This window comes from Bacillus sp. MZGC1 (genome assembly GCF_002998605.1).
Classification (GTDB): Bacteria; Bacillota; Bacilli; order Bacillales; family Bacillaceae; genus Bacillus.
The window spans coordinates 524,555-551,320 of record NZ_PVRE01000002.1; the positions used below are offsets into that span (position 1 = coordinate 524,555).

General features: G+C 40.8%; 27 protein-coding genes. 18 read left to right on the forward strand and 9 right to left on the reverse strand.

Annotation, left to right across the window (positions count from 1 at the left end):
- Positions 1–74 precede the first annotated feature (74 nt).
- Positions 75–1,415: a dihydrolipoamide acetyltransferase family protein gene (locus C6Y06_RS07870; protein ID WP_024426891.1), complete on the forward strand. Its 1,341-nt coding sequence runs from the start codon at positions 75–77 to the stop codon at positions 1,413–1,415.
- A gap of 4 nt (positions 1,416–1,419) precedes the next feature.
- Positions 1,420–2,832, forward strand: a complete 1,413-nt coding sequence (gene lpdA, locus C6Y06_RS07875) for a dihydrolipoyl dehydrogenase (protein ID WP_106036755.1) — start codon at positions 1,420–1,422, stop codon at positions 2,830–2,832.
- A 118-nt stretch (positions 2,833–2,950) separates the two neighbouring features.
- On the opposite strand, the gene C6Y06_RS07880 is transcribed toward lpdA, so the two are convergent.
- Entirely contained in the window at positions 2,951–3,331 is a 381-nt protein-coding gene (locus C6Y06_RS07880; protein WP_223251442.1) for a hypothetical protein, read from the reverse strand.
- Positions 3,332–3,647: 316 nt separating this feature from the next.
- Between C6Y06_RS07880 and C6Y06_RS07890 the strand changes: the two genes are divergently transcribed.
- Entirely contained in the window at positions 3,648–3,767 is a 120-nt protein-coding gene (locus C6Y06_RS07890) for a GapA-binding peptide SR1P (RefSeq protein ID WP_003212464.1), read from the forward strand.
- Positions 3,768–3,810: 43 nt separating this feature from the next.
- Here the strand turns inward: C6Y06_RS07890 and C6Y06_RS07895 are convergent, their stop codons facing one another.
- The gene (locus tag C6Y06_RS07895; RefSeq protein WP_106036756.1) at positions 3,811–5,283 is read right to left on the reverse strand and encodes an aminotransferase class I/II-fold pyridoxal phosphate-dependent enzyme; all 1,473 of its coding nucleotides are present in this window, start codon (positions 5,281–5,283) and stop codon (positions 3,811–3,813) included.
- A 190-nt stretch (positions 5,284–5,473) separates the two neighbouring features.
- Here C6Y06_RS07895 and C6Y06_RS07900 point away from each other — a divergent pair, with 190 nt between their 5' ends.
- Complete coding sequence (locus C6Y06_RS07900) at positions 5,474–5,743, forward strand: UPF0223 family protein (protein ID WP_060596166.1); 270 nt, start codon at positions 5,474–5,476, stop codon at positions 5,741–5,743.
- Between the two features lie 230 nt (positions 5,744–5,973).
- Here the strand turns inward: C6Y06_RS07900 and C6Y06_RS07905 are convergent, their stop codons facing one another.
- Positions 5,974–6,609: a DUF1054 domain-containing protein gene (locus tag C6Y06_RS07905; protein ID WP_106036757.1), complete on the reverse strand. Its 636-nt coding sequence runs from the start codon at positions 6,607–6,609 to the stop codon at positions 5,974–5,976.
- A 288-nt stretch (positions 6,610–6,897) separates the two neighbouring features.
- Here C6Y06_RS07905 and C6Y06_RS07910 point away from each other — a divergent pair, with 288 nt between their 5' ends.
- The 6 genes from C6Y06_RS07910 (at position 6,898) to C6Y06_RS07935 (ending at position 11,133) form a co-directional block, all read left to right on the forward strand.
- Positions 6,898–7,086 carry a hypothetical protein gene (locus C6Y06_RS07910; RefSeq protein ID WP_003211901.1) on the forward strand — a complete coding sequence of 63 codons (189 nt, stop codon included), beginning with the start codon at positions 6,898–6,900 and terminating at the stop codon, positions 7,084–7,086.
- A 133-nt stretch (positions 7,087–7,219) separates the two neighbouring features.
- On the forward strand, positions 7,220–8,026 hold the full coding sequence (locus tag C6Y06_RS07915; RefSeq protein ID WP_060596168.1) for an inositol monophosphatase family protein: 807 nt from the start codon (positions 7,220–7,222) through the stop codon (positions 8,024–8,026).
- Positions 8,027–8,137: 111 nt separating this feature from the next.
- A complete protein-coding gene (locus C6Y06_RS07920) occupies positions 8,138–10,069 on the forward strand; it encodes a hypothetical protein (protein WP_106030792.1) in 1,932 nt (643 codons plus the stop codon).
- On the forward strand, positions 10,059–10,322 hold the full coding sequence (locus C6Y06_RS07925; RefSeq protein WP_060596169.1) for a hypothetical protein: 264 nt from the start codon (positions 10,059–10,061) through the stop codon (positions 10,320–10,322). The genes C6Y06_RS07920 and C6Y06_RS07925 overlap by 11 nt, the downstream gene beginning before the upstream one ends.
- Positions 10,322–10,840 (forward strand): sigma-70 family RNA polymerase sigma factor, encoded by a 519-nt coding sequence (locus tag C6Y06_RS07930; RefSeq protein WP_060596398.1) that lies wholly within the window; start codon positions 10,322–10,324, stop codon positions 10,838–10,840. The genes C6Y06_RS07925 and C6Y06_RS07930 overlap by 1 nt, the downstream gene beginning before the upstream one ends.
- Positions 10,837–11,133, forward strand: coding sequence for an anti-sigma factor family protein (locus tag C6Y06_RS07935; protein ID WP_060596170.1), 297 nt, complete (start codon positions 10,837–10,839; stop codon positions 11,131–11,133). Before C6Y06_RS07930 ends, C6Y06_RS07935 begins: the two co-directional genes overlap by 4 nt.
- 41 nt (positions 11,134–11,174) lie before the next feature.
- Here the strand turns inward: C6Y06_RS07935 and C6Y06_RS07940 are convergent, their stop codons facing one another.
- On the reverse strand, positions 11,175–11,810 hold the full coding sequence (locus C6Y06_RS07940; RefSeq protein WP_106036758.1) for a hypothetical protein: 636 nt from the start codon (positions 11,808–11,810) through the stop codon (positions 11,175–11,177).
- Between the two features lie 275 nt (positions 11,811–12,085).
- Positions 12,086–12,265, reverse strand: a complete 180-nt coding sequence (locus C6Y06_RS07945; RefSeq protein WP_034662648.1) for a DUF5325 family protein — start codon at positions 12,263–12,265, stop codon at positions 12,086–12,088.
- Positions 12,266–12,378: 113 nt separating this feature from the next.
- On the opposite strand from C6Y06_RS07945, the gene typA reads away from it, so the two are divergent.
- Both typA and C6Y06_RS07955 read left to right on the forward strand, forming a co-directional pair.
- On the forward strand, positions 12,379–14,217 hold the full coding sequence (gene typA / locus C6Y06_RS07950) for a translational GTPase TypA (RefSeq protein WP_106036759.1): 1,839 nt from the start codon (positions 12,379–12,381) through the stop codon (positions 14,215–14,217).
- Positions 14,218–14,313: 96 nt separating this feature from the next.
- Positions 14,314–14,595, forward strand: a complete 282-nt coding sequence (locus tag C6Y06_RS07955) for a YlaH-like family protein (protein ID WP_044334035.1) — start codon at positions 14,314–14,316, stop codon at positions 14,593–14,595.
- A gap of 31 nt (positions 14,596–14,626) precedes the next feature.
- Here the strand turns inward: C6Y06_RS07955 and C6Y06_RS07960 are convergent, their stop codons facing one another.
- Together C6Y06_RS07960 and C6Y06_RS07965 are read right to left on the reverse strand one after the other, a co-directional pair.
- Positions 14,627–14,857: a YlaI family protein gene (locus tag C6Y06_RS07960; RefSeq protein ID WP_012009835.1), complete on the reverse strand. Its 231-nt coding sequence runs from the start codon at positions 14,855–14,857 to the stop codon at positions 14,627–14,629.
- Positions 14,858–14,958: 101 nt separating this feature from the next.
- The gene (locus tag C6Y06_RS07965) at positions 14,959–15,576 is read right to left on the reverse strand and encodes a YhcN/YlaJ family sporulation lipoprotein (RefSeq protein ID WP_034662638.1); all 618 of its coding nucleotides are present in this window, start codon (positions 15,574–15,576) and stop codon (positions 14,959–14,961) included.
- Between the two features lie 140 nt (positions 15,577–15,716).
- On the opposite strand from C6Y06_RS07965, the gene C6Y06_RS07970 reads away from it, so the two are divergent.
- Positions 15,717–17,039 (forward strand): PhoH family protein, encoded by a 1,323-nt coding sequence (locus tag C6Y06_RS07970; protein ID WP_106036760.1) that lies wholly within the window; start codon positions 15,717–15,719, stop codon positions 17,037–17,039.
- 15 nt (positions 17,040–17,054) lie between these two features.
- Here C6Y06_RS07970 and C6Y06_RS07975 read toward each other — a convergent pair whose 3' ends face one another.
- Positions 17,055–17,537: a hypothetical protein gene (locus C6Y06_RS07975; RefSeq protein WP_034662633.1), complete on the reverse strand. Its 483-nt coding sequence runs from the start codon at positions 17,535–17,537 to the stop codon at positions 17,055–17,057.
- Positions 17,538–17,657: 120 nt separating this feature from the next.
- Between C6Y06_RS07975 and glsA the strand changes: the two genes are divergently transcribed.
- From glsA to C6Y06_RS08000, 5 genes are all read left to right on the forward strand, one after another.
- On the forward strand, positions 17,658–18,587 hold the full coding sequence (glsA, locus tag C6Y06_RS07980; RefSeq protein ID WP_106036761.1) for a glutaminase A: 930 nt from the start codon (positions 17,658–17,660) through the stop codon (positions 18,585–18,587).
- 122 nt (positions 18,588–18,709) lie between these two features.
- Positions 18,710–18,991 carry an Fpa/YlaN family protein gene (locus C6Y06_RS07985; RefSeq protein ID WP_003212509.1) on the forward strand — a complete coding sequence of 94 codons (282 nt, stop codon included), beginning with the start codon at positions 18,710–18,712 and terminating at the stop codon, positions 18,989–18,991.
- 210 nt (positions 18,992–19,201) lie between these two features.
- Positions 19,202–20,413 carry a putative lipid II flippase FtsW gene (gene ftsW / locus C6Y06_RS07990; RefSeq protein ID WP_034662626.1) on the forward strand — a complete coding sequence of 404 codons (1,212 nt, stop codon included), beginning with the start codon at positions 19,202–19,204 and terminating at the stop codon, positions 20,411–20,413.
- 80 nt (positions 20,414–20,493) lie between these two features.
- On the forward strand, positions 20,494–23,940 hold the full coding sequence (gene pyc / locus C6Y06_RS07995; RefSeq protein WP_106036762.1) for a pyruvate carboxylase: 3,447 nt from the start codon (positions 20,494–20,496) through the stop codon (positions 23,938–23,940).
- 99 nt (positions 23,941–24,039) lie between these two features.
- Positions 24,040–25,473 (forward strand): cryptochrome/photolyase family protein, encoded by a 1,434-nt coding sequence (locus C6Y06_RS08000; RefSeq protein WP_106036763.1) that lies wholly within the window; start codon positions 24,040–24,042, stop codon positions 25,471–25,473.
- 40 nt (positions 25,474–25,513) lie between these two features.
- Here C6Y06_RS08000 and C6Y06_RS08005 read toward each other — a convergent pair whose 3' ends face one another.
- Positions 25,514–26,437, reverse strand: coding sequence for a COX15/CtaA family protein (locus C6Y06_RS08005; RefSeq protein ID WP_060596176.1), 924 nt, complete (start codon positions 26,435–26,437; stop codon positions 25,514–25,516).
- Between the last annotated feature and the right edge of the window lie 329 nt (positions 26,438–26,766).

Genomic DNA, 26,766 nt, shown 5'->3' on the forward strand with positions numbered 1-26,766 from the left:
TTCCCCTTTATCAATTACAAGACCGTGTAAACATACACAACAAGGATTCAACAAAATCTAGGAGGCGAAAAACAGTGGCATTTGAATTTAAACTTCCGGACATCGGAGAAGGTATCCACGAAGGTGAGATCGTTAAGTGGTTTGTTAAACCAAACGACGAAATTAATGAAGATGACGTTTTAGCAGAGGTACAAAACGATAAAGCAGTTGTAGAAATTCCTTCACCTGTTAAAGGAAAAGTATTAGAATTAAAAGTTGAAGAGGGAACAGTTGCAACTGTAGGACAAACAATCATTACGTTTGATGCACCTGGTTACGAAAATCTTCAATTTAAAGGCAGCGAAGAAGAAGGCGAAGCAAAAACTGAAGCTCAAGTACAAGGTACTGCTGAAGCTGGTAACGAGCCAGAGAAGAAAGAAGTGGCACAAGAAGAAGCGGCAGCAGCAACTGGTGCAGGCGCACAAGAGCAAGTAGATGCTGACCCAAACAAACGCGTCATCGCTATGCCATCTGTACGTAAATATGCTCGCGAAAAAGGCGTTGAAATTTACAAAGTTGCAGGTTCTGGTAAAAACGGCCGTGTGTTAAAAGAAGATATCGACAGCTTCGTTAATGGTGGTTCTGCAGCTCAAGAAGCAGCACCTCAAGCAGCTGAAAGTGCGAAAGAAGAAGCAGCTCCAAAAGCGGCAGCAGCTCCAGTTCTTGAAGGAGAATTCCCAGAAACTCGCGAGAAAATGAGCGGCATCCGCAAAGCGATCGCGAAAGCAATGGTGAACTCTAAGCATACAGCTCCTCACGTAACATTAATGGATGAAGTTGATGTAACGAACCTTGTTGCACATCGTAAACAATTCAAACAAGTTGCAGCTGATCAAGGAATCAAGTTAACTTACTTGCCTTACGTTGTAAAAGCTCTAACTTCTGCTTTGAAAAAGTACCCAGTACTTAACACTTCTATCGATGATAAAACAGATGAAGTTGTTCAAAAGCATTACTACAACATCGGAATTGCAGCTGACACTGAAAAAGGCCTGCTCGTTCCAGTTGTGAAAAATGCAGATCGCAAAGCAATTTTCGAAGTGTCTAACGAAATCAATGAGCTTGCAACAAAAGCACGTGATGGTAAACTGGCTCCAGCTGAAATGAAAGGTGCATCTTGCACAATCACAAACATCGGTTCTGCTGGTGGACAATGGTTTACTCCAGTCATCAACCACCCAGAAGTAGCGATCCTTGGTATTGGCCGTATCGCTGAAAAAGCGGTTGTTCGTGATGGCGAAATCGTTGCAGCTCCAGTCTTAGCTCTTTCCCTAAGCTTTGACCACCGTATGATCGACGGAGCTACTGCGCAAAATGCCCTTAACCACATCAAGCGTTTATTGAATGATCCACAATTAATTTTAATGGAGGCGTAATGTCATGGTAGTAGGAGATTTCCCAATCGAAACAGATACTCTTGTCATCGGTGCAGGTCCTGGTGGATATGTAGCTGCTATTCGTGCTGCACAGCTTGGACAAAAAGTAACAATCGTTGAAAAAGGAACACTTGGCGGCGTATGTCTAAACGTTGGCTGTATTCCTTCAAAAGCATTAATCAATGCTGGCCATCGTTTCGAAAATGCTAAGCATTCTGAAGACATGGGTATCAAAGCTGAAAACGTAACAGTTGATTTCACAAAAGTTCAAGAGTGGAAAGCTTCTGTTGTTAACAAATTAACAGGTGGAGTTCAAGGTCTTCTTAAAGGAAATAAAGTAGACATCGTTAAAGGTGAAGCTTATTTCGTAGACAGCAACTCTGTACGTGTAATGGATGAAAATTCAGCACAGACTTACACTTTCAAAAATGCAATTCTTGCAACTGGATCTCGTCCAATTGAATTGCCTACTTTTAAATACACAGACCGCGTGATCAACTCAACTGGTGCTTTGGCGCTTAAAGAAGTACCTAAAAAGTTAGTTGTTATCGGTGGTGGGTATATCGGTACTGAGCTTGGAACTGCTTATGCAAACTTTGGAACAGAAGTTGTCATCCTTGAAGGTGGAGACGAAATCCTTCCAGGTTTCGAAAAGCAAATGAGCTCATTGGTTAAACGTAACCTGAAGAAAAAAGGAAACGTTGAAATCCATACAAACGCTCTTGCAAAAGGCGTTGAAGAAAAATCTGATGGTGTCACTGTTACTTTCGAAGTAAAAGGTGAAGAAAAAACAGTTGATGCTGATTACGTACTTGTTACAGTTGGTCGTCGTCCAAACACGGATGAGCTTGGTCTTGAGCAAGTTGGTGTTGAATTGACTGATCGCGGAGTTGTCAAAACAGACAAACAATGCCGTACAAGCGTAACTAACATCTATGCAATTGGTGACATCGTTGATGGACCACCACTTGCACACAAAGCTTCTTACGAAGGTAAAATTGCAGCTGAAGCAATCGCTGGAGAGCCAGCTGAAATTGATTACCTTGGTATTCCTGCTGTTGTATTCTCTGAGCCAGAACTTGCAACTGTTGGGTACACTGAAGCAGAAGCAAAAGAAGAAGGAATCGAAATCGTTGCAGCGAAATTCCCATTCGCAGCGAACGGACGTGCACTTTCTCTTGATGCAACTGATGGCTTCATGAAAATGATCACTCGTAAAGAGGATGGTCTTGTTATCGGTGCACAAATCGCAGGTGTTGGCGCTTCTGATATGATTTCAGAGCTTAGCCTTGCAATCGAAGCTGGAGTGACTGCTGAAGATATCGCAATGACAATTCACGCTCATCCAACTTTAGGTGAAATTACAATGGAAACGGCTGAAGTAGCAATTGGAAGCCCAATTCATATCGTAAAATAATGAACCTATTAAAACCCTCTCCTTGATGGAGAGGGTTTTTTTGAGCGCTCCCATATGAAAAACCCCTCATGAGATGAGGGGCTTTTTCATATGGATATATAAGTGCAAGGGTAGGCCATTAATTTGTATTCACGCGGTCTAAAGCGTGGCACAAGGGCGATAAAATATCCTCTTTGCTGCTGACATTTCCTTCAACCTTCACAATGACTTTTTCATTATTTACAAGTAAAATAGCCGGCAATTCGTCTACTTCATTTTTCCAGCCTTTACGATCTTCTTTCACAATCATCTTTGACATTTCCTTCGGATATTCATTCTTTAAATCGAGGACTGCATCATAATAAGGACTTTCTTTATCAAGATTTTCTGCATCTGTAAAAAAGAGAATTCTTGGTTTCTGAATATGACTGACTTGGTCGGTCTGATTCGGTATGATATACGCAAATGAGCATGAACTAAGTACAAAGAGCATGGGGAATATAATGAGAAGTGACCTCATAAAATTCAATCTATTCACCTCAAAATCCTTTGGGGTTGTCCCAACATTTTTAGGAGCTGGTTACCTGTTAGTCACTCTAGTGTATCATGTCCTTTTTGACAATTTTCGATTGTTACTCAATTGTTACAGAATTGATATGAAGCAAAATACAATTGAAACGTTCCCTCAATATGATGAGAAAAAAGCACATATTCATAAAAAATATTTAAATGTGTCATACAATTAACCGTTGACAACTTAAATGTGACATCATATTATAGAGATATGAAATAGATTAAACGCTTTCAAATTATGAATGAAGAAAAGGGGAATGTACGTGGGTACAATTATTTGTCAAGATTGCAATGAAACCATTGATCAATTTGAAAATGAAAAAGTGACAACGCTATACGGAACGTGTGGTCACTGTCATTGCTGTGATGAAGCCTCTGAATAAATAAAAAAGCATGCAGCTCCATTTGGGGCTGCATGTTTCTTTTTTATAAAATTGGTTTTTGTTCTTTAATCACGCGGATCATTTCAAGCGTTGAATCTTCTGGTCCTTGGACAGGGAGACCAATTTCAATGTTTTTAAAGATATATGAGATATTTTCTTCTGTGATAATTTCTCCTGGTATAAAAATAGGAATGCCTGGCGGGTACACCATAACAAACTCTGCGATGATACGGCCCGCTGCTTCTTTAAACGGAACCACTTCTGTTGTGGCGTAAAAGGCGTCACGGGGCGTCATGGCAAGCGATGGAATCTCAGGCAGCAGGACTTCTGTGACCGCTTGTGTGCCGCTCTCACTTGTAGAGGTTGCGGCAATTTCCTTCATAGCCGTTATAAGCGTATCGATTGTTTCATCAGAATCACCAGGGGTCACAATACATAAAATGTTGTAAAGGTCAGAGAGCTCCACTTCAATCCGGTAGCTTTCTCTCAGCCATTTTTCGACATCATGGCCATTTAGCCCAAGGTCTTTAATTGAGATAATTAATTTCGTTGGGTCATAATCGTACGTAGAAGCTGAACCGAGTATTTCCTTGCCAATACACGTAATGCCATCAATTTGGTTCAAACGGTTTCTCGCTGATTCAGCCAAACGGATGGCTTCATCTGCAAGTGCCTTTCCTTCAGTGGCTAATCGCTTTCGAGCGACATCAAGTGACGCCAAGAGCAAATAAGAAGTAGACGTTGTCGTCAGCATGCTCAAAATCGATTGTACGCGATCTTTTGAGACAAGCCCTTCCTTCATATTTAAAATAGAGCTCTGGGTAAGGGAACCGCCGAGTTTATGGACACTCGTTGCTGCCATGTCGGCACCTGCCTGCATCGCAGATAGTGGAAGCTCATCGTGAAAATGAATATGCACGCCGTGTGCTTCATCGACAAGGACAGGCACATGAAATGAATGGGCAATGTCTACAATCGATTTTAAGTCTGCTGAAACCCCAAAATACGTCGGATTAATCACAAGCAGACCTTTTGCATCTGGGTGCTCCGTGAGCGCCTTTTTCGCTGATTCTGGTGTAATGCCGTGAGAGATGCCAAGTTCTTTGTCTATTTCTGGGTGAATAAAAACAGGAACTGCGCCAGAAAATACAATGGCGGACATAATCGATTTATGGACGTTGCGCGGAATGATGATTTTATCTCCAGGTCCGCATACGGTCATCACCATTGTCATGATGGCGCCGCTTGTTCCTTGAATAGAGAAAAATGTATGGTCAGCACCGAATGCTTCAGCAGCGAGCTCCTGTGCTTCTTTTATCATCCCTCGAGGTGAATGTAAATCATCGAGAGGTTCTATATTAATGAGATCAATGCTTAATGCATTGTCGCCAATGAATGCTCTGAATTCAGGGTCCATCCCGGCTCCTTTTTTATGGCCTGGAATGTGAAATTGGACTGGATTGGTTGCAGCATGCTTTTTTAGTCCAGTGTATAAGGGTGTATCATGTTGTGACAATTGCTTTCCCACCTTCATCGAAATACCTGCTATTATTGTGCCAATAATGGCAGATTTCATTGCATAAAACAAAAGAATTATATTATGAACTGATCGGAATGTAAAGCATAAAATCAATCGGTTTCTGATCGAACAGATGCTATAATAAAAGTTCAAATAAGAAATGAGTGTTAAAGTGAGGGACAAGTAAATGGAATATCAATATCCAATGGATGTCGACTGGACGACAGAGGAAAAGATTGCCGTTATTTCGTTTTTTCAAGCTGTTGAAAAAGCCTATGAAAAAGGAATTGCGAAGCAGGAGTTATTAGATACTTATAAACGATTTAAAGAGGTTGTGCCATCAAAAGCAGAGGAAAAGACGCATTGTGCAGCGTTTGAAAAGGAAAGCGGGTATTCTCCTTATCGTACAGTGAAATCTGCAAGAGAGGCAGAAGAGACAGCCGTTATACGTATGTAAGAAAAAACGAGCCTGCATGGGCTCGTTTCAGCGTGTAGACAAACCCTCGCATTCGGTGTCAGTCCTGCGTGCCGGTGCTCACGAATGTCAAATTCGCTCCGCTCCGGTACTCGTCCTTCCTAGACTGCAAAGGTTTTCTATCACGCTGAAAAGAAGACAAAAGGCTAAAATGAAGATCATTTTAGCCTTTTGTCAACAATCAGAAACGAGCCTGCATGGGCTCGTTTTTTTTATACAGATTCTTTTTGTGTAAAGCGGTATAGATAAGTCAACGTGCGGAAGGCATCTTCGATTTTTGATAAGTATTCTTCATTATTCATTTGAACGACTTCTTCTCTAGGCAGCTGAATGCCGCAAAGGAGTTCAGCTTTTTTCACCGTTTGGACACGTTCAAACAGCGTTTTCAGCTGTTCTGCATCAAGCTCGCTGTGACGCATGACATCTGGTTTCATATGATCTTTAGACCAAACAAAATCTTGTGGTATTTTCTTCTGAATGGTATCTAGTTCTTTTTCGAACAGCTGACCATACTCGCCTTTCACAGGAGATTCATAAATGAGCGCAAACCATACAAAGACGTGTGTTTTCCAAAGCCCAATTTGAAAATGAGGGAGTTTTTTATACCCACGCTTGCTGTTTGCAAAAGCAACCCACGTATCATTTGGCGGATTGACTGATCTTCTAGCATGCTTTGCGACATGTACAAACATTTCGTCTCCTGTAATAGAAGAAAGAAGTGGTGCAAAGTGTTCACCAAGTGCCTCAAGCTTTGGACGGACTCTTTCTTTTAATACGGTCATTCGTTCATCTAAACCGTCAACTGTAAATGTCTCAAAATCTTTATCTCTAAAACGCATTTCACTCATATTATGCCTCCTGTATTCTTTAGCTGATCATATTTTATCATAGCTTGGGTCAAGCTCAAAAAAAGATGCACTGTCAGATCAAAGATTGTAGAGGAAGTAGGACAGCGTTTAAAAACAACGATTTTGTGGTACATAATAAATAGGTAAAGACACAATTTTTAGAATGTCGTTGCGGTTATGCGATCGCTTCATACGATATAAGCAAGAACCAATTCTCTTATCGATTGAATTTTTTATCAATGAAAACTGACAAGGAATGAATCATTCTCTGGAAGGGGCGTTGACCAAATGAAGCAAATCGTGAAGCAGGGGTATAGACAGGAGAAGAAGAATCGCATCGCTGTGTGGAGATTAGAGGTGGATTATGAGCTTTCTACGCTTCATGAAGCCATCGAGCAAAAAGATGACATCCAAATCGAACGCAGCAAACGAAAGCTTGAGCGCCTAAGAAAAGAATGGGAGCAGCTTAAAGGGTAAAACAAGGTGAGGTAAAAACGAACCAATTCATCGGTTCGTTTTTGTATGAAGCTGCTTTTTTCTTGCTTTTACGTACATAATATCAGTATGCTAATACAAATAGGTATTACATAGAAAAGAGGTTTACAGTCTGATGACAAACTGGGTGGAAATTGACCGTCTTGCAAAGCTTTGGGTAAAAGAAGCAGGAAGCCGTATTAAAGCGTCCATGCAGGAAGGTCTATCAATTGAAACAAAATCAAATCCAAATGATCTTGTCACTAATATCGATAAAGAAACAGAACGTTTTTTCATTGAAAAGATACAATCGACATTTTCAGATCATCACATTTTAGGAGAAGAGGGACAAGGGGAAGAGGTGACCTCACTGGATGGGATCGTGTGGATCATTGATCCAATCGATGGCACAATGAACTTTGTCCATCAAAAACGCAACTTTGCCATTTCAATCGGGATATTTGAAAATGGCATAGGGAAAATCGGTCTCATTTATGACGTCATTCATGACGAACTTTACCATGCGGTCAAAGGGGAAGGGGCCTATATGAATGATACCCTGCTTCCGCCATTAAAAGATGTAGCGATTGAAAAAGCCATTGTCGGCATTAACCCGACCTGGGCGATCGAAAGCCCTTATTTTGATGCTAAACCGTTTGCCCGTCTCGTGCGTGATGTGAGAGGGACGAGAACGATTGGATCAGCTGCCCTTGAGCTCGCTTATATCGCAAGCGGCAGAAGTGACGCATACGTTACGTTAAGGCTTGCGCCGTGGGATTATGCAGCAGGGTGTGTGATTCTAGATGAAGTAGGGGCTGTCTACTCAAATATACATGGAGAACGCCTAACTTTTCTAGAGAAAAACAGTATCGTCGCCGGAAATCGATCCGTTTGTGAAAAGATTTTACACGATTACATAAAAGGCAGAGGAAATAAAAAATAAACCAAATCACTTCATGAGAATGAAGTGATTTTTTGTGTTTGATGAAACTTTTTGGTAGGAGAAATGTCTATACGAACGAGGCCTTAATTTGATGTAAAGGATTGTGTTTTAATGTTAGATTTGTTTAGTGATTTATCCCTCCATTTTGAAAGATATTTTATTTTAAATGAGTACAGTATCCACATCATTCAATGGTGTGTACTTGGACTATTTGTCCTTTTTATTACACTGCCTATATGGAAAGAAAAGAAAAGTGATTATGTATTTTATGCTGGGCTTGTATTAAGAGTAGTCCTGCTAGGCGGAATGACACTTGAAATGAGCCACCAAGTCCTAGCCAGACAGTATACGATTGAAACATTTGAAGTGCTGACGGATTTCATGCAATTTCTCATCTATGGGTATGTCTTGCTTGCATCACTTTATTATGTGATCTCTCTTCCTTATTTAAAGAATAAAGGCATGTTTTTTGCATTTGATTTATCTGTCTTGCTTCTGCCTTTATGTCAGACAGTGTTTATCCTTTTTGCTGAAAGTAAAAAGTTCTTTCTCAGCGGTGATACAGGGCTAGTATGGAGAGACCTTATCACTGTAGTGATCATGGTTGGCTTTGCCGTTTTGGTACTGTACCTTTTTTTCCGTTTGTTTTGGCAGCAGAAGTGGAAGGAATCGCTGTTGTTTTATGGCCTGATTTTCGCTGCCCTGCTTTATATTTTTTATCCTTCTATCACGAAGTATGAGCTTCAATCTTCATTTAAATCGATTGTGATTTTAGCTGCAGCAGCAGGAAGCTTTATGATGATTTATTTGTTATGTGCTTTACTACGAGACAAGGTGAGGCTAAGGCAGTGGGGTGCTGGGTGTATAGCTGTCTTTTTTCTACTATTACTCAACCCGATCGTTAATATCCCTCATACCATGTTCCAATTCACCAAAACGGAATTGGTCGATACTTTCTCAGAAGAATATCGCCCTTTATCTGCCATAAGTGCAAAAGAACTTGCTTCAAAATTTGTACCAGCTGATCAGAAATTATATTTAAATGCTAGTTCTGAGCCTATTCCTTATCAATATGTGTTTGCAGCTGATCAGTATGAAGTTAACATTTCTGCATTTACGGGCGAATTGAGCGGTTATTCTTATCGAGGCCGTGTAGAGGGGAAGGAACTGACCGATAAAGAATATAGAAAAAAAACAATTGAATTTTTTGAAAGAAGCGGACGGTCAATAGATCTCAATCGCATTCAAGTAGTTGTCAAAAAAGAGGGCGGGGAGACGAGTGTTCTTCTTCTGCCAAAAGTAAAAATGTCTCATAACGAGAGTGAAAGCTTTGCGTTTGCTACTTGGAAAAAGGGGACACTTCGACAAGCGCAATATGGAAATGCCATCTTTAAATTAAAGGATATTGACGGAATCAATATAACGGAAACTGAGATAAAAAACACAATAAACAGTCTGTATCAAAACTTACATCTAAAGCCGCCAGTTTATCAAATCACAGGTATTGATGATTTTTATTTGGATTGGCAGCATGAAGTGAATGTGACAACAAATGATCAATCGGAGTTTCGGTTTAATGGCTCCACAAAAGATGTTATCAATTTAAAGCTGTCTAAATCGCTTCTTCAACAGAAAAAAGGGGAAATCAGCGATGAGAATTTGTTAAAGCTCATAGAGAAAAAGCCAGAAGACGTGAAGAAAAAGACAGGCACTAATGAAACCAAACAGTATACATTTAACCGATCCTCTCATCTACTGCGTGTGTTTAGAGATCATGATGGAATTGAACTGAGGCTGGAACCAGTGTCCTTTATACCGGATGCCGTATCGAATAAAGATCGTGATGAAGTCTATCAACAAGTATTGAAAAGTGAAAAACCATCTATGATTTATAAAAAACAAATAAAACCAGTCAGAATGATCAACGAAGAAGGGGACATGGACATTTCATGGCTTGTCATCATTCAAACCTTCGGATCAAATGAGCGTAAAATCTATGAAGTAAATGGACGAACAAAAGAGGTGCACCGTTTTGACAGATAAAGAAAAACAAGCCATCTTTCAAGACTTATATGAACTGTATCAAGAAGGGGAGCTGGGTGACGAGGCAGCCAGCTGGATGAAGACACATGAACAGCAATTTCAGCATGTTGTCATAGGGAATGAACAGGGTTCAGCGCTGATTGAAGATCAGAATGACTATAATGAGTTAAAGCGCATGAAGGGGTTTATTTACTCGTTATACTTCTTTTTCATTGTCTTATCGATTTGGATGACTGTGTGGTTTTATTTCTAATGTCCAGACCAGCTGATCAAATTGAAAAAATCTATGAAGAATATTTTCAGGAAATCACCAAATATTTATATCGGCGGACAGGAAATATGGAAACGGCCAAGGATCTTGCGCAGGATGTTTTTATGAAGGCTTTACATGGATTATCCTCTTTTAAAGGACACTCTAGTATGAAAACATGGCTTTATACCATTGCTTATCATACATTTGTGAATGACTATCGCCGGAAAATCAAATGGACATTTACGAATGTAGAAGATGTTGATTACTTAGAGCAGCAGTCCTTTATGACACCAGAGGACCACATCGAAACACAAGCTGACATTCAAAGGCTGTGGCATCATATCAATCAGCTGAAGGATTCATACCGAGAGGTCCTCATTTTAAGAGATATTCAGGAATTGTCATATGAAGAAGTAGCTGAAATTTTGAATTGGACTTTATCTAAAGTCAAAACAACCCTTCATCGAGCCAGATTAGAGCTGAAGCGAATGCTACATTGTGAGGAGTTCAATAAATGAGCTGTTATTTGATCGAAGAATTGTTACCACTTTATATAGAGGGAGACACAAGTGCAGAAACCAATAAAATAATAGCCGAGCATCTACAATCTTGCGAGAGCTGCCGGCAACTTTATCAAGAAATGAAAGAACCAATCACTCTTATACAGACACCTGATCGGACGCCATATATAAATGAAAAGGAAGAAAAAAGAAGGTTCGAGAAGCGCTACTATGGCAAGTTAATATTCCGAGCAAGCATCGTGTTTGGTTTAGGGTACGTCATGATGATCATTCTTTATTGGCTGAAATAAAAACCCCCCATCTGGGCGAACCAGGTGGGGGGTTTTCGAGCTTAGCTTAATTTTTCTTTCGCAATTTGAACTGCATCATAGAACGTTTTTAATTGCTCTTGAGGAATTTTCTTCAGCATTTGGTTGAAAACAAGTAATTCAGTAGAGCTGAATCCAAGACCTTTTGCAATTTTTGAATCAATTACAACGTTTCCTTTTTTGTCTAGAACAAGTGCATCACCAGCAAGATCAGCAAGTCTGATCACTGATTTGAAAAGTTTTTCGAATTTAGCAGCTTCTTCTTTCGTAAGACCAAGTTCAACAGCTTTTGCTGCATCAAAGATCAATTTCCCTTTTTCGTTTTTAGTGATGCTTTCACTGAAAACGATTGTAAGAACAGCTGCGCGATCTAAGAATTTCTCAGCAGTCGCCGCTTCTTCTTCAGTTAGTCCGAGCTCAACAGCTTTTTTCACATCAAATGTGTAGCTGTTGTCTTCTTCAACAAATGAATTGATGAGAATGTTGATGACGCGCTCGTTTTTCTCCAATAATTCTTTAATGATTTGCTGCTGTTCAAAAGGAATCCCTTTGAAAGTTGCAGCACTTGCTTGCCCAGGAGCTACTGTTGTGAAAGTAAGGATGATAGCTAAAGCGAAAAATACAACAGAGCTGAGCGATTTACTCAAAAACTTCTTCATGCTTCTTTTCTCTCCCTTTTCTGTTAAATTTTGTTGCAAGAACAGCATACCATGAGAAACTTTGTGGAAGAATAGGAAAATTGTAACTTTATGTTTGGTTTTGGAGAACTATAAACGTTATTGTCGAAAAATGAAGAGGTTCAGATTGCTTACTTTTGCCAATTCTATATGATATGTTTTGTCTCTACACTCGAGCTTTCATAGGTGGTTGGTCTTATTTTTACTCAAAATAAAAAGCCTTCTACATGTAGAATGTAAAAGGCTTTTGGGGAATTTTATGATTGCACGTTTAATTTTCTTTTTAATGTAAATCCTGTACCCATGAAAATCATGGCGAACATAATACTTAGACAAATACCCAGCACGTTTTTTTCTGCAAGAGATACCCCAATAAACGCCATACTGACAACTGCAAGTAATGCACATAATAATAGAAGCCATTTGATTTGTTTCATTTGTCTCCATCCCTTTTTTTAGAGTTAATATAAGTTTACAGAAAAACGATCGGCATTTAAAGGGGATTGTGATATAATATGAAAGTTATCTAATTATTTTAGGAGATGAAAATGTGAAACTTCGAAAAGATCTTCGCAACATCGCAATTATTGCCCACGTTGACCATGGTAAAACGACGCTTGTTGACCAATTGCTCCATCAAGCTGGTACTTTCCGTGCGAATGAAAATATCGCTGAGAGAGCCATGGATTCAAATGATTTAGAGCGAGAGCGCGGTATTACGATTTTAGCTAAAAATACTGCGATCCATTATAAAGATACACGCATTAATATTTTAGATACACCAGGACACGCCGATTTCGGTGGTGAAGTTGAGCGTATCATGAAAATGGTAGATGGTGTACTTCTCGTTGTGGATGCTTATGAAGGCTGTATGCCTCAAACACGCTTTGTGCTGAAAAAAGCACTTGAGCAAAACTTAACACCAATCGTTGTTGTCAACAAAATTGACCGCGACTTTGCTCGTCCGGCTGAAGTAGTCGATGAAGTAATTGACTTGTTCATTGAATTGGATGCAACAGAAGAACAGCTTGAATTCCCAGTTGTCTATGCATCAGCAATCAATGGTACAGCAAGTAACGATGCGAGCACGCAAGATGAAAACATGGAATCTTTGTTTGAAGCCATTGTTAACCATATCCCTTGCCCAGTTGATAACCATGAAGAGCCGCTTCAATTCCAAGTGGCACTACTTGATTACAATGATTATGTTGGAAGAATCGGGATCGGCCGTGTCTTCAGAGGAACAATGCAAGTAGGACAGCAAGTGGCCTTAATGAAAGTTGACGGCAGTGTGAAACAATTCCGTGTGACAAAGATTTTTGGTTTCCAAGGGTTAAAACGAGTGGAAATCAACGAAGCGAAAGCAGGAGATCTTGTTGCTGTATCGGGAATGGAAGACATCAACGTAGGTGAAACGGTTTGTCCGGTAGAACACCAAGAGGCCCTGCCAATCCTTCGTATTGATGAGCCGACACTTCAAATGACGTTTGTTGTAAACAACAGCCCATTTGCAGGCCGTGAAGGAAAATACGTGACATCACGTAAAATTGAAGAGCGCTTAGAGCAGCAGCTTCAAACAGACGTCAGTCTTCGTGTGGATCCAACTGATTCACCTGATGCCTGGGTTGTATCTGGACGCGGAGAGCTTCACTTATCCATTCTTATTGAGAATATGAGACGTGAAGGATTTGAATTACAAGTATCGAAGCCAGAAGTTATTGTAAAAGAAGTTGATGGTGTTCGATGTGAGCCTGTTGAACGCGTTCAAATTGATGTGCCAGAAGAGCACACTGGCTCTATCATGGAATCAATGGGCGCAAGAAAAGGTGAAATGATTGACATGATCAATAATGGTAACGGTCAAGTTCGCCTGATCTTTACAGTGCCATCACGTGGTTTAATCGGATATACAACTGAATTTCTTTCATTAACTCGTGGTTTTGGTATTTTAAACCATACGTTTGACAGCTACCAGCCAATGCAGTCTGGCCAAGTTGGCGGACGCCGTCAAGGTGTACTTGTTTCAATGGAAACAGGTAAAGCGACTGCTTACGGAATCCAAGGCGTTGAAGAGCGCGGTGTGATCTTCGTTGAGCCGGGTACTGAAGTATACCAAGGAATGATTGTTGGTGAGCATAACCGTGAGAACGATCTTGTTGTCAACGTTAGCCGTATGAAACAACAAACAAACGTACGTTCAGCGACGAAAGATCAAACGGTGAGCATGAAGAAACCACGTATTATGTCACTTGAGGAATCTCTTGAGTACTTGAATGAAGACGAATACTGTGAGGTTACACCTGAATCGATTCGTTTAAGAAAGAAAATTTTAGATAAAAACGAACGTGAGAAAGCAGCGAAGAAGAAAAAGCTAGCAGGATTATCGTAATTCCATGAAGAATTAAAAAGATAGAACCCTGAAAGATAAGGGGAGGGAATCTTTTTGAATGATCAGGAAGTAAGTGAAAATCTATCCTTTTTCGCGATGCTGTTTCGTGTCGATGAAAATCCGCAAACAGGGATGTGGCTCCTATATGGTACCATCCTTGTTTTAGCGATTATTGTTTTTAAGCTCGGCTTTGCTAGACGTTTACCGATTTTAAAAGCACTCGTGATTTACTTGTTTTTGATTTTTGGCTGCACGTTTCTCACATTTCTAGGAATCTTTCTGCCAGTAGCGGAAGGCCTAGTCGTGGCAGCTGCCATTTTGATTATTTATAAAATACGGCTGCATCGTGCAAAAAAAGAAGGAACAGTGAATACGTAAAAAAAAGACCTGAACATGTGTCAGGTCTTTTTTATGTCTTTTGTTCTTTTTTTCCTTTTTTCTTCTTTTTCTCTTTCGTCGCAGGATCTTGATAAAGAGAGAATCTGCCAGTTTTGATGCGTGCTTCTGTCTTTACTTTAATGCGTTCCTGACAGTCATCGCACATATATGTATGAATCGGTCGATTTCTTAACCGCTTAGCAACGAGTGTATCATCATCAATTGTTTCAAGCTTCTCACATAATGAGCACTTCACTCTCATCATTTTCACCTCACTTATTGCATTTATTATAGCATGTTTTCCAAGCACTTGAAATCAGCGTAGAAAAAGGCTTATATCACAGGAGATATAAGCCGTTCTCTTTATTTCTTCTGATTCATATGATGGTTTGATTGATCATTTTGATGTTTGTCTAACTGCTTTTGATCGTTTTGTTTGAGCTGATCATTTGGCTCATTCGTCGGGTCTTTTTCGTGACGATCGATTTCATTTCTCGGCATCTCTGGCATCACGCGGCCGACAATGGCAGCTAGTTCATCCATAATCCCACTTACAGGACGGCCTGCTTGTATTTCTTTGCCCATTTCTTTTAACCGGCTGACTGTATCCGGATCAGCGACTACAACAGCATTCGCACCTTCTGGGTCATTTTTCAGCGCTTTTGCAACTGAATATTTAATGGTTTCTACTTTGCTTCTATCTAAATCATCTTTTACATCAATACCAACAACAGCATAGCGGCCGATGACGATCGCCGTTGCATCATTGACATCTGCTACGTTCTCTGTCACTTTGACAAGATGCTGCGCAACATCTGTGGATGACCGGGCTTGATTGGTCTTTTTCTTTGTTGAGTCTGACACCCGTACTACGTGCTGGCGTCCATCTTGCTTGTCCAGTGCTTCTGGCTTTTCCTGCTGCTGGCAAGCGCCCAACAGAATGATGGCTTGAATCATGAATAATGTCATAAATAGTCGCATCTATATTCCCTCCTTCACAAACTGCATGATTTATTTTATTGTTGAATTAACCTTCTAACTTTATTCATGAAAACATATATTTTAACAATCGTTTTGGGAAAGACAAGGATGAATGAAACCCCGATCAGGAGGCGAAGGACCTGAGTAAAATTTATGTATTAGACACAAATGTGTTATTACAGGATCCGAATTCAATCTTTTCATTTGAAGACAACGAGGTCGTCATACCAGCCGTTGTGTTAGAAGAAGTAGACTCGAAAAAGAGATATATGGACGAGGTTGGGCAAAATGCCCGGCGTGTCTCACGCTTAATCGACGGTTTAAGATCGAAAGGGAAACTGCATGAAAAAATTACACTAGAATCAAAAGGGACGCTGCGCATTGAACTGAATCACCGCTCCTTCCATGAGCTTCAAGAAATTTTTATTGAAAAAACGAACGATAATCGGATTTTGGCAGTCGCGAAAAATTTGAGCTTAGAGGAAGAAACAAAGCCTCATGGCCGGCCTGTCATTTTGGTCAGCAAGGATGTGTTAGTGCGGGTAAAGGCAGATGCTATAGGGCTTCAAGCAGAAGACTTCTTAAGTGACCGTGTCCTGCAAAATGAAGACATCGATAATGGCTATCATGAGCTCTACATTCCGACTGAGCAATTGAATACATTTTATAAGCACAATCAATTACCAATAAAAGAGGTCACAAGTGCACCATTTAACCCTCATCAATTTGTCATCATGAAGGGAAATGAAGGCGGTTCTGCTTTAGGAATGCTTGATCAAAAGGCAGAGCATATGAAACGTCTCGTTTATGATCAAGAGTATATTTGGGGAATCCGTCCAAAAAATGTCCAGCAGACGATGGCACTCGAGCTGCTTTTGCGCCGTGACATTCCGCTCGTGACGCTGATCGGAAAAGCAGGGACTGGTAAAACATTGCTTGCACTTGCTGCCGGATTAATGCAGACAGAGGATCTCGGTATGTTTAAAAAGTTGATCGTGGCGCGCTCAATCGTGCCTGTTGGGAAAGACTTAGGCTACTTGCCAGGAGAAAAGGAAGAAAAGCTCAGACCATGGATGCAGCCGATCTATGACAACCTAGAGTTTTTATTTAATACAAAAAAACCAGGTGAGCTTGATGCGATTTTGGCGGGAATTGGATCTATTCAAGTCGAAGCATTAACGTATATCCGGGGAAGAAGTATACCTGATCAATTTATCATCATTGATGAGGCACAGAATTTAACAAAGCACGAGGTGAAAACATTATTAACGCGAGTCGGAGAAGGAAGTAAAATTGTGCTGATGGGAGATCCAGAGCAGATTGATCATCCTTATTTAGACAGCTTAAATAATGGGCTTACGTATGTGATCGAGCGGTTCAAAGGACAGCAAATCTCTGGACATGTCAAGCTTGTCAAAGGAGAAAGGTCTGGACTTGCACAGCTTGCCGCTGATTTGCTATAGTCCAGACCCTCTGACTTATGTAATCATCAGCTCTTTGACACCTTTTATCGGCTGAGTGAGGTTGGACTGATCCGCGAAATAGACGTGGATTGGTCCTTCTTCTGTGATTGGCTTACCATTTTGACTGAAATGAGCAATGCTCTCCATTGCCTGAGAAAGCGGCACAGCAATTGTACCTGTTTCTGTGACAAATTCGCATGTATCCGCATGTTCAAGCGGCTCAGCATTTTTTAGCATATCGCCAAGCTTCATCCCGAAGCTGCCTGTGACGAGTCTTTCCTTTTCGTACTTCTTCTCTGTTTTTAACGTGGGTGGAAGTGTTTGACCTTCTCTTATGACCCGCTCTTGGTCAAGCTCCTGATCTAGCTGATTCTCTTCACTTTCTGCACTTTTTTCAAAGAATGAATCCATTAAAAATTTACGGTCATCAAAAATCCATACACTTGGATCAATGGTGATCTTGTACTGTACGTTCCCCTTGATTTGAATGATGCTCATGTTCAAGACAACCCCTTTCCAACATAAATTATAGAAGTTTTCCCCCGCTTTGTCACTTTCATAAACATGCGTCTCCTTGTACACACTAATCTTACATGAAGGATAGGGAGGATATTAGGCATGGCATGTCGCGACAATGAAGAGCTTCAGCGATTTGTAGAAGAAGCAAAAAAAGTGGCCAAAGATGGTCAAGTAGCATCCTATATTCCCGCACTCGGCAAAGCGGATCAGACGGATTTATCTGTGGCTGTGTATCATGTGAGTAATACGTGCCACTCGGCAGGAGATGTAGATAAACGGTTTACTCTTCAAAGCATTTCAAAAGTATTAGCACTTGCGCTCGTGCTCTCAGAAGAAGGACCAAAAAAAGTATTTCAATTTGTTGGACAAGAACCAACAGGTGACCCGTTTAATTCGATGATCAAACTGGAAACAGCGAGCCCGAATAAACCGCTGAATCCAATGATTAATGCAGGGGCGCTCGCAGTCACGAGTTTAATCAGAGGAGCGACTCCGCAAGATCAGCTGAGCCGTTTGCTTGGCTTCATTAGAGAGCTGGCAAATGACAAAAGCATTACATACTGCAAAGAAACAGCTGCCTCCGAATTTGAGACATCCATGATTAACCGGGCGATGTGCTATTATATGAAGCAATATCATATTATTAGAGGGAACGTAGAAGAAGTCATGGACGTCTATACGAAACAATGTGCCATCATGATGAACAGCTTGGATTTGGCGAAAATTGCTTGTGTTTTTTCATTAGACGGCAGACATCCAGAGACGGGTAAGCAGGTTCTTTCGAAAGATGTCGCTAGAATTTGTAAAACCTTTATGGTGACGTGCGGCATGTACAATGCGAGCGGAGAATTTGCCATTAACATCGGAATTCCTGCTAAAAGCGGTGTCTCAGGCGGGATTATGGGGGCGGCACCATATGAATTCGGGATCGGTATCTTCGGTCCAGCTCTGGATGAAAAAGGGAATAGTATTGCTGGGATTAAGCTGCTTGAGCTGATGAGTGAAAAATATGAGATGAGTATCTTTTAATGAAGGAAGGCTTCTTTTTATTTTTACAAAGCGAACTGTACAAATCTGCTTGCAATTTTGGGCGTTTCGCTTTATGATAAATAGAAGAATTAGGTACTCGCCTGGGGAACGGAGGGATACTTTTGGCGTCAGAAATTTTAGTCGATCATCGGCAAAAAGCACTGGCTTTATTAAAATTGGATGCAGATAAAATTTTAAAATTGATCCAAGTGCAAATGGACAACTTAACGATGCCGCAATGTCCTCTTTATGAAGAGGTTTTAGATACTCAAATGTTCGGATTATCGAGAGAAATTGATTTTGCTGTCCGGCTTGGATTAGTTGATCAACATGAAGGTAAGAAACTACTCGATAAACTTGAGAGAGAGCTTTCCGCACTTCATGATGCGTTCACAAAAAAATAATGATTGAAAACTCAAACTTCCTCAACATAAGTTTGAGTTTTTTTGTCCTCTATTTTCTTTTCATTGATTGATGTCAAACGGACTTGATTCTTTCATGAATGACGAACAATATAAAAGAGGTAAAACGAGATCAAACGGAGAAAATGTAGTAGAATAAAAACAGCTAAGAGGATATCAAGCAGTAGAAACAGACGTTAGGAAGAGGATTATATGTTAAAGAGAATGCTAAAATCGTATGACTACTCATTATTGTTCGCCATTATTTTAATTAGCGCATTCGGTTTGGTCATGGTGTATAGCTCAAGTATGATTACATCTGTGATCAGATACGATGCCGCACCAGATAATTTTTTTAAGAAACAGCTTTTATTTATGATCGTTGGAGCGGTCATCTTGTTCTTTACAGCACTAGTTCCATATCAGCTGTTTTCAAATAAGAAATTCCAGATCGGTATGCTGCTGCTATCAGTGTTTTCACTCATCTATGTGTACTTTGGCGGTCATATTGCAGGGAACGCAAGAAGCTGGATCAAAATAGGCCCATTTAGTCTTCAGCCAGCGGAATTTGTGAAGATTGTCGTCATTATCTATCTTGCTGCTGTGTATGCAAAAAAGCAGCATTATATTGATCATATTTTAAGAGGAGTCACACCTCCCATCGTGATTGTCTCGATCTTATGCGGATTTATCATTTTGCAGCCAGACTATGGGACAGCCTTTATCATTGGAATGATTGCCCTTGCGATGATTTTATGCTCAGGCTTTAGCGGGAAAACACTTGCGAAGCTGCTGGCGCTATTTAGTGCCGTGATGGTCGTCGTGACCCCATTTATTATTCTTTTTTGGGATAAAATTTTCACGCAAAATCGTCTCGGGCGTTTTGAGAGTTTCCAAGATCCATTTAAAGATGCAGGGGCGACTGGACATCAATTGATTAATTCCTATTACGCTATTGGATCAGGCGGCTTTTTTGGACTGGGTCTAGGAGAAAGCGTTCAAAAGTACGGGTATCTTCCAGAGCCGCACACAGATTTTATCATGGCAATCATTTCAGAAGAGCTTGGCTTTTTCGGAGTATTTTTTGTGCTCGCTCTCCTTGGCTTCATCGTCGTGAAAGGTTTTTATATTGCAAGAAAGTGTGAAGATCCATTTGGAAGTTTGCTTGCAATAGGAATTTCCTCCATGATTGCGATCCAAACATGCATTAATTTAGGCGGTGTTTCAGGTCTGATTCCGATTACTGGGGTCACACTTCCGTTTATCAGCTACGGGGGATCGTCTATCATTTTACTGAGCGGCTGTATGGGAATATTGCTGAATATCAGCATGTTTACTGAATATAAAGAGCGTTACAAAAAGAAAAAATCAATGAGCAAGCCATCAGTTCAAAAAAATGGATTGCAGAAAACTTTGAATCTTTAGAAAACAAAAGTGTACAGTTTTCATTTCTTCCTTTATTATAGAGTACATATAAAATTTTAAGGGATATGGAGGAGTGAGAAATGTCACAGAGAACAATTCAAAAGGTTCTAGTTGCAAACAGAGGGGAAATTGCTATCAGAGTCTTCAGGGCCTGTACGGAGCTCAATTTACGTACAGTGGCCATTTATTCCAAAGAAGACTCGGGCTCTTATCATCGCTATAAAGCAGATGAAGCATATCTAGTTGGAGAAGGGAAAAAACCGATTGATGCCTACCTTGATATCGAGGGGATCATCGAAATTGCAAAACGAAATGACGTGGATGCGATCCATCCAGGTTACGGATTTTTATCTGAAAATATTCATTTTGCAAGACGATGCGAAGAGGAAGGCATTAAATTTATCGGTCCAACTTCTCAGCATTTAGATATGTTTGGAGATAAAGTAAAGGCAAGAGATGAAGCGAAAAAAGCTGGAATTCCAGTCATTCCAGGAAGTGACGGACCAGTTGATTCGGTCAAAGAAGTCGAAAAATTCGGTGAAGAATACGGTTACCCGTTTATTATTAAAGCTTCACTAGGCGGCGGCGGCCGAGGTATGCGGATTGTCAGAACGAAAGAGGAGCTGAAGGAAGCCTATGACCGTGCGAAGTCAGAGGCAAAAGCTGCTTTTGGAAATGACGAAGTATACGTTGAAAAACTGATTGAAAATCCGAAACATATTGAGGTGCAGGTGATTGGTGACAATCACGGCAATATCATTCATTTATATGAGCGTGACTGCTCTGTTCAAAGGCGGCATCAAAAGGTCATTGAAGTGGCGCCAAGTGTGTCTCTTACAGATAAACTGCGTGAAGATATTTGTGAAGCGGCTGTTCAGTTGGCCCAGAATGTATCGTATATTAATGCAGGGACTGTAGAATTCCTTGTCGCAAATGGAGAGTTTTACTTTATTGAAGTCAATCCAAGGGTACAGGTAGAACACACGATCACTGAAATGATCACAGGTGTCGATATCGTCCAAACCCAAATTCTTGTCGCAAAGGGTCATGACCTTCACAGCAAGGAAGTCGGTATACCAAAGCAAGAAGATATTTTTACACATGGCTTTGCCATTCAATCAAGGGTCACAACAGAAGATCCTTTAAATGATTTTATGCCAGACACAGGAAAAATTATGGCCTACCGTTCAGGCGGGGGATTTGGTGTACGACTTGATACAGGGAACAGCTTTCAAGGTGCAGTCATTACACCTTATTACGATTCACTATTGGTCAAGCTGTCCACATGGGCGCTCACATTTGACCAAGCGGCTGCTAAAATGGTCCGAAATTTACAGGAATTCAGGATTCGCGGGATTAAAACAAACATTCCGTTTCTTGAAAACGTGGCAAAGCATGAGAAGTTTCTAAAAGGGGAATACGATACGTCGTTTATCGATTCAACGCCAGAGCTATTTAATTTCCCTAAGCAAAAAGACCGTGGAACGAAGATGCTGACTTATATTGGTAACGTGACCATTAATGGATTCCCTGGTATAGCGGAGAAAAAGAAGCCTCATTTTGACAAGCCAATTGTACCGAAGCTTCCTCTTCATCAAGAGATTCCGTCTGGGACAAAACAATTGTTAGACACACATGGACCTGAGGGCCTTGCCAATTGGGTGAAAGAACAAAATAGCGTCCTTTTAACAGATACAACCTTTAGGGATGCGCATCAGTCTCTGCTTGCGACACGCTTCAGAACACATGATTTAAAGAAAGTTGCCCAGCCAACAGCAGGTTTATGGCCAGAGCTGTTTAGTATGGAAATGTGGGGCGGTGCTACATTTGATGTTGCGTACCGTTTCTTAAAAGAAGATCCTTGGGAACGATTAAAAGAGCTTCGCCAAGAAGTGCCAAACACGTTGTTCCAAATGCTTTTAAGATCATCAAACGCTGTCGGATATACAAACTATGCGGATAATGTGATTAAAGCATTTGTAAAGGAGTCGGCCGAAGCAGGCATTGACGTCTTCCGTATTTTCGATAGCTTAAACTGGGTCAAAGGCATGACGCTTGCCATTGATTCTGTTCGTGAATCAGGCAAAGTGGCAGAGGCAGCCATTTGTTATACGGGGGACATTCTTGATCCATCTCGTCCGAAATATGATCTTGAGTATTATGTATCTCTTGCGAAAGAGCTTGAATCTGCCGGTGCACATATTTTAGGTATTAAAGATATGGCGGGATTATTAAAGCCGCAGGCAGCTTATGAGTTAGTCTCTGCTTTAAAAGATGAGCTCACGATCCCTATCCATCTTCATACGCATGATACGAGTGGAAATGGACTGTTCACCTATGCAAGAGCGATTGATGCAGGCGTTGATATTGTGGATGTGGCCGTCAGCTCTATGGCAGGACTCACATCGCAGCCAAGTGCAAGCTCACTGTACTATGCTTTAGATGGACATGAAAGAAAGCCATACATGAACGTCCAATCTGTCGAACACCTTTCTCAATACTGGGATTCTGTCAGAAAATACTATCGTGAATTCGAAAGCGGCATGAACTCACCTCATACAGAAATTTATGAGCATGAAATGCCTGGCGGTCAGTATAGTAACTTGCAGCAGCAGGCGAAAGGTGTTGGCCTTGGCGACCGCTGGAACGAAGTAAAAGAAATGTACAGACGTGTGAATGACATGTTTGGTGATATTGTGAAGGTCACACCTTCCTCTAAAGTAGTTGGAGACATGGCACTTTATATGGTGCAAAATGATTTAACAGAGGAAGATGTCTATGAAAAAGGAGCAACATTAGACTTCCCGGATTCTGTTGTGGAATTATTTAAAGGCTATTTAGGCCAGCCGCATGGCGGATTCCCTGAAAAATTACAAAAGCTGATTTTAAAAGGAGAAGAACCGCTCACTGTCAGACCTGGTGAGAAGCTGAAGCCAGTGGACTTTGAAGCTATTCAGCAGCAGTTCAAAGAATCTCATGACCTGACGCTGACAGAGCAAGACGCGATTGCGTATGCCTTATATCCAAAAGTATTTTCTGAATTTGTCCAAACAGCAGAAAGCTATGGGGACATCTCTGTTCTTGACACTCCAACGTTCTTCTATGGGATGAGGCTCGGTGAAGAGATTGAGGTAGAAATCGAAAAAGGAAAAACCTTGATTGTCAAACTCGTGTCGATTGGAGAACCGAATCCAGATGCCACAAGAGTTCTTTACTTTGAGTTAAATGGCCAGCCGCGTGAAGTGGTGATTAAGGATGAAAGCATCAAATCCTCCGTTCAAGAAAAAATGAAGGCGGACCGTTCAAATCCAAATCACATTGCCGCATCAATGCCAGGCACTGTCATCAAAGTGCTCGTGGAAAAAGGACAGAAAATCTCGCAAGGTGAGCATTTGATGATCAATGAAGCCATGAAAATGGAAACGACTGTACAAGCGCCATTCACTGCGGTCGTAGATGAAATACATGTGACAAATGGAGAACCGATTCAAACCGGTGATCTGCTGATTGTGTTAAGGCCTGAATAATAAGTGAGACACATCCGTCGTGATGTGTCTTTTTTTGAGCGCATTAAAATGTGCAGCAGCCTGCGAGAGTAATTACACTATAGAGTGAGGTGAAGAAAGTTGGAAATTGTCGTGATTTGGTTTCGCCGAGATATGCGATTGGATCATCATATCGCCTTATCAAAAGCGATCACATATGCAAAAAAACACGAGTACAAATTATTGGCTCTTTATCATCTAGATCCATTCTTTACTGAAATGGAACTGGATATAAACAACGAACATTTCTTTCAAAACTTGGCGCATTTCGTCAAGGAAGCGAGAGAATCTCAAATTTATGTTCACCTTCTCCATGATGATGTCCTGCGCGCCTTTCAGCAGGTCATGGATGTGTATGACATCAAAGCCGTCTTTTTTAATGAAGATGAAGTGGGTATCGGCCAAAGGCGTGACCAGCAAGTAACCGATTTTTTAGAAAAGAAGGCCATTCATGTGTCAACGTGGCAAGATACACATCTTCACGGGGCACGAGATATTTTAAAAGCAGATGGCTCACATTATCAAGTGTTTACCCCATACTATCAATCATGGCGGAAGCAAGAGAAGCAGCCTGTGATAAAAGTTGACAAATCATTTTTCAGCAGCGAGCATACGATTTGTGATGAGTCACTTTCGCAAAAAGGAAATGACAAACTGCGAGACTTGTTAAAGGGCTGCTCAAGGAAGTTTGAACAAATCGGCTCAGACAAAGCGATGAACACGCTGCATCACTTTATCCAAAAAAGATTAACGCGTTATCATGAGAAACGAGATATTCCGTCTCTTTTTGGAACGAGCAAGCTGTCGCGTTTCTTAAAAACAGGCACTATTTCGATCCGAACGATTTTTCATGCGATGTATGAAGAAGCACTATTTGAAGACGAGGGCAGAGAGACCTTTATCAAAGAGCTGGCATGGCGCGATTTTTACCATATGATTTATGCACATTATCCAGAGATGAAAGAAAAAGAAATCAATTCGGCGTTTCAAGGAATGAAATGGAATGAAGATGAGGCGCTGTTTGAAGCTTGGTGTAAAGGGGAAACAGGCTTTCCGCTCGTTGATGCAGGGATGAGACAGTTAAATGAGGAGGGCTGGATGCATAACCGCTTGCGAATGGTCACAGCCTCATTTTTAACAAAGGATTATTTGATTGATTGGAGAAAGGGCGAAGCGTATTTTGCAAAAAAACTTGTGGATTATGATGAGGCGTCAAATATCGGAGGATTTCAGTGGGCTGCCTCTGTCGGGACAGATGCCGTGCCGTACTTCCGTATTTTTAACCCAACGACCCAGTCGAAGCGATTTGATCCGAGCGGGGAATATATTAGAAGATATGTACCAGAGCTAGAGCATGTCGATGAAAAGTGGATACATGAACCAATTAAAATGCCATTAGATGAACAACTGAAATCGGAATGTGTGCTAGGTGATACATACCCGCTGCCGACAGTTGATCATCAGGAAAGACGCAAAAAAGCCATTTCGCTATTTGAAGAAGCAAAACAACAATAAAACAAATCCCCCATTCCGCATGAAAGGGGGATACAAATTCTTATTTGAATGGTTCTTTGCTTTCATATTTAAACCGGGCAATGAGTAAGCAGAAGTAACAAAGTATCCCAAACAAACCGGAAATAAAGAATGAATGAGCCAGCGCGTAACCAAGTGCAAGCTGAGAATAAACAGACATCACACCTGAAATGGCTTGAAGTGTAATCAGAATGGCTGAAATAATCCATCCATAATACAGCTGCTTTTGTTCTTTATAATGTTTCATGGCATGGAACATCGCAACAAATATCCAGACGAATAAAAGAAGTGCTGCTGCTCGGTGAGACATTTGCACCCACTGATTAAAGTACGCTGGAAGTGCACCGTCTTTTGAACAAAACGGGAAGACAGAACAAGCAAGGCTTGACTTTGTATGCCTCACATAAGCACCCGTATACACCACGATATACGTATAGGTGATCAAACCATAAATATGGAACTGCATTTTTTTGCCGATATGAAGCGGCTTCACAAGCTTTGTTTCAGATCTGGTTGCTTCAAATACAAGAAGCGCAAGCAGTAACACTGAAGCAAAAGAAATGAGTGAAATACCGAAGTGCAGTGCCATCACAAGGGCGTTAGAACCAAACACGACGGCTAGAGCTCCTAAAAGCGCTTGAAGCAGTAAGAATATAATCGACATGATGACCAAAAATTTGGTTTCACGGAATACTGGACTAATCTTTTTCCAGCATAAGACCGCCAGTGCCAGAACAAGAATGGTGGAAACCCCTGTTGACATGCGGTGACTCCATTCGATGATGGAAGCAGGGTTCATTTCAGGGAAGAAACGTCCGTGGCAAAGGGGCCACTGCCGGCCGCAGCCAAGACCCGAGCCGGTTTTCGTCACAAGCGCACCGCCAATCAAAACGATCAGCATCACAAACGTTGTGATCACGCTCAATAACCTTAAAGCAAATTTCATCAAATTATTTCACCTTCTCTAAAAAACTTCTGATCTAAATGAAAAACCTCATATGCTCTCAAGTTTAAGCCAAATGCGTGTTCTGTTGCAATTCATAATGACCAAAGTTCACAAAAAAATGATATGTTAGTTCACAAAGTTTACAGATTTAGAGTGCTTGATCTTTCTTTGACAGTCTGATAGAAATAGAGGAGAGAATATTTCATTTTGCACCGCCTTCTGAAACACACATAAATCCTTATAAATTCACGAAAAGTTCACAAATAACTTCAAGATTGTCGTTTATTATTTAATAGGATGTTTTTTTACAGCTGTTTATCTTGTATGAT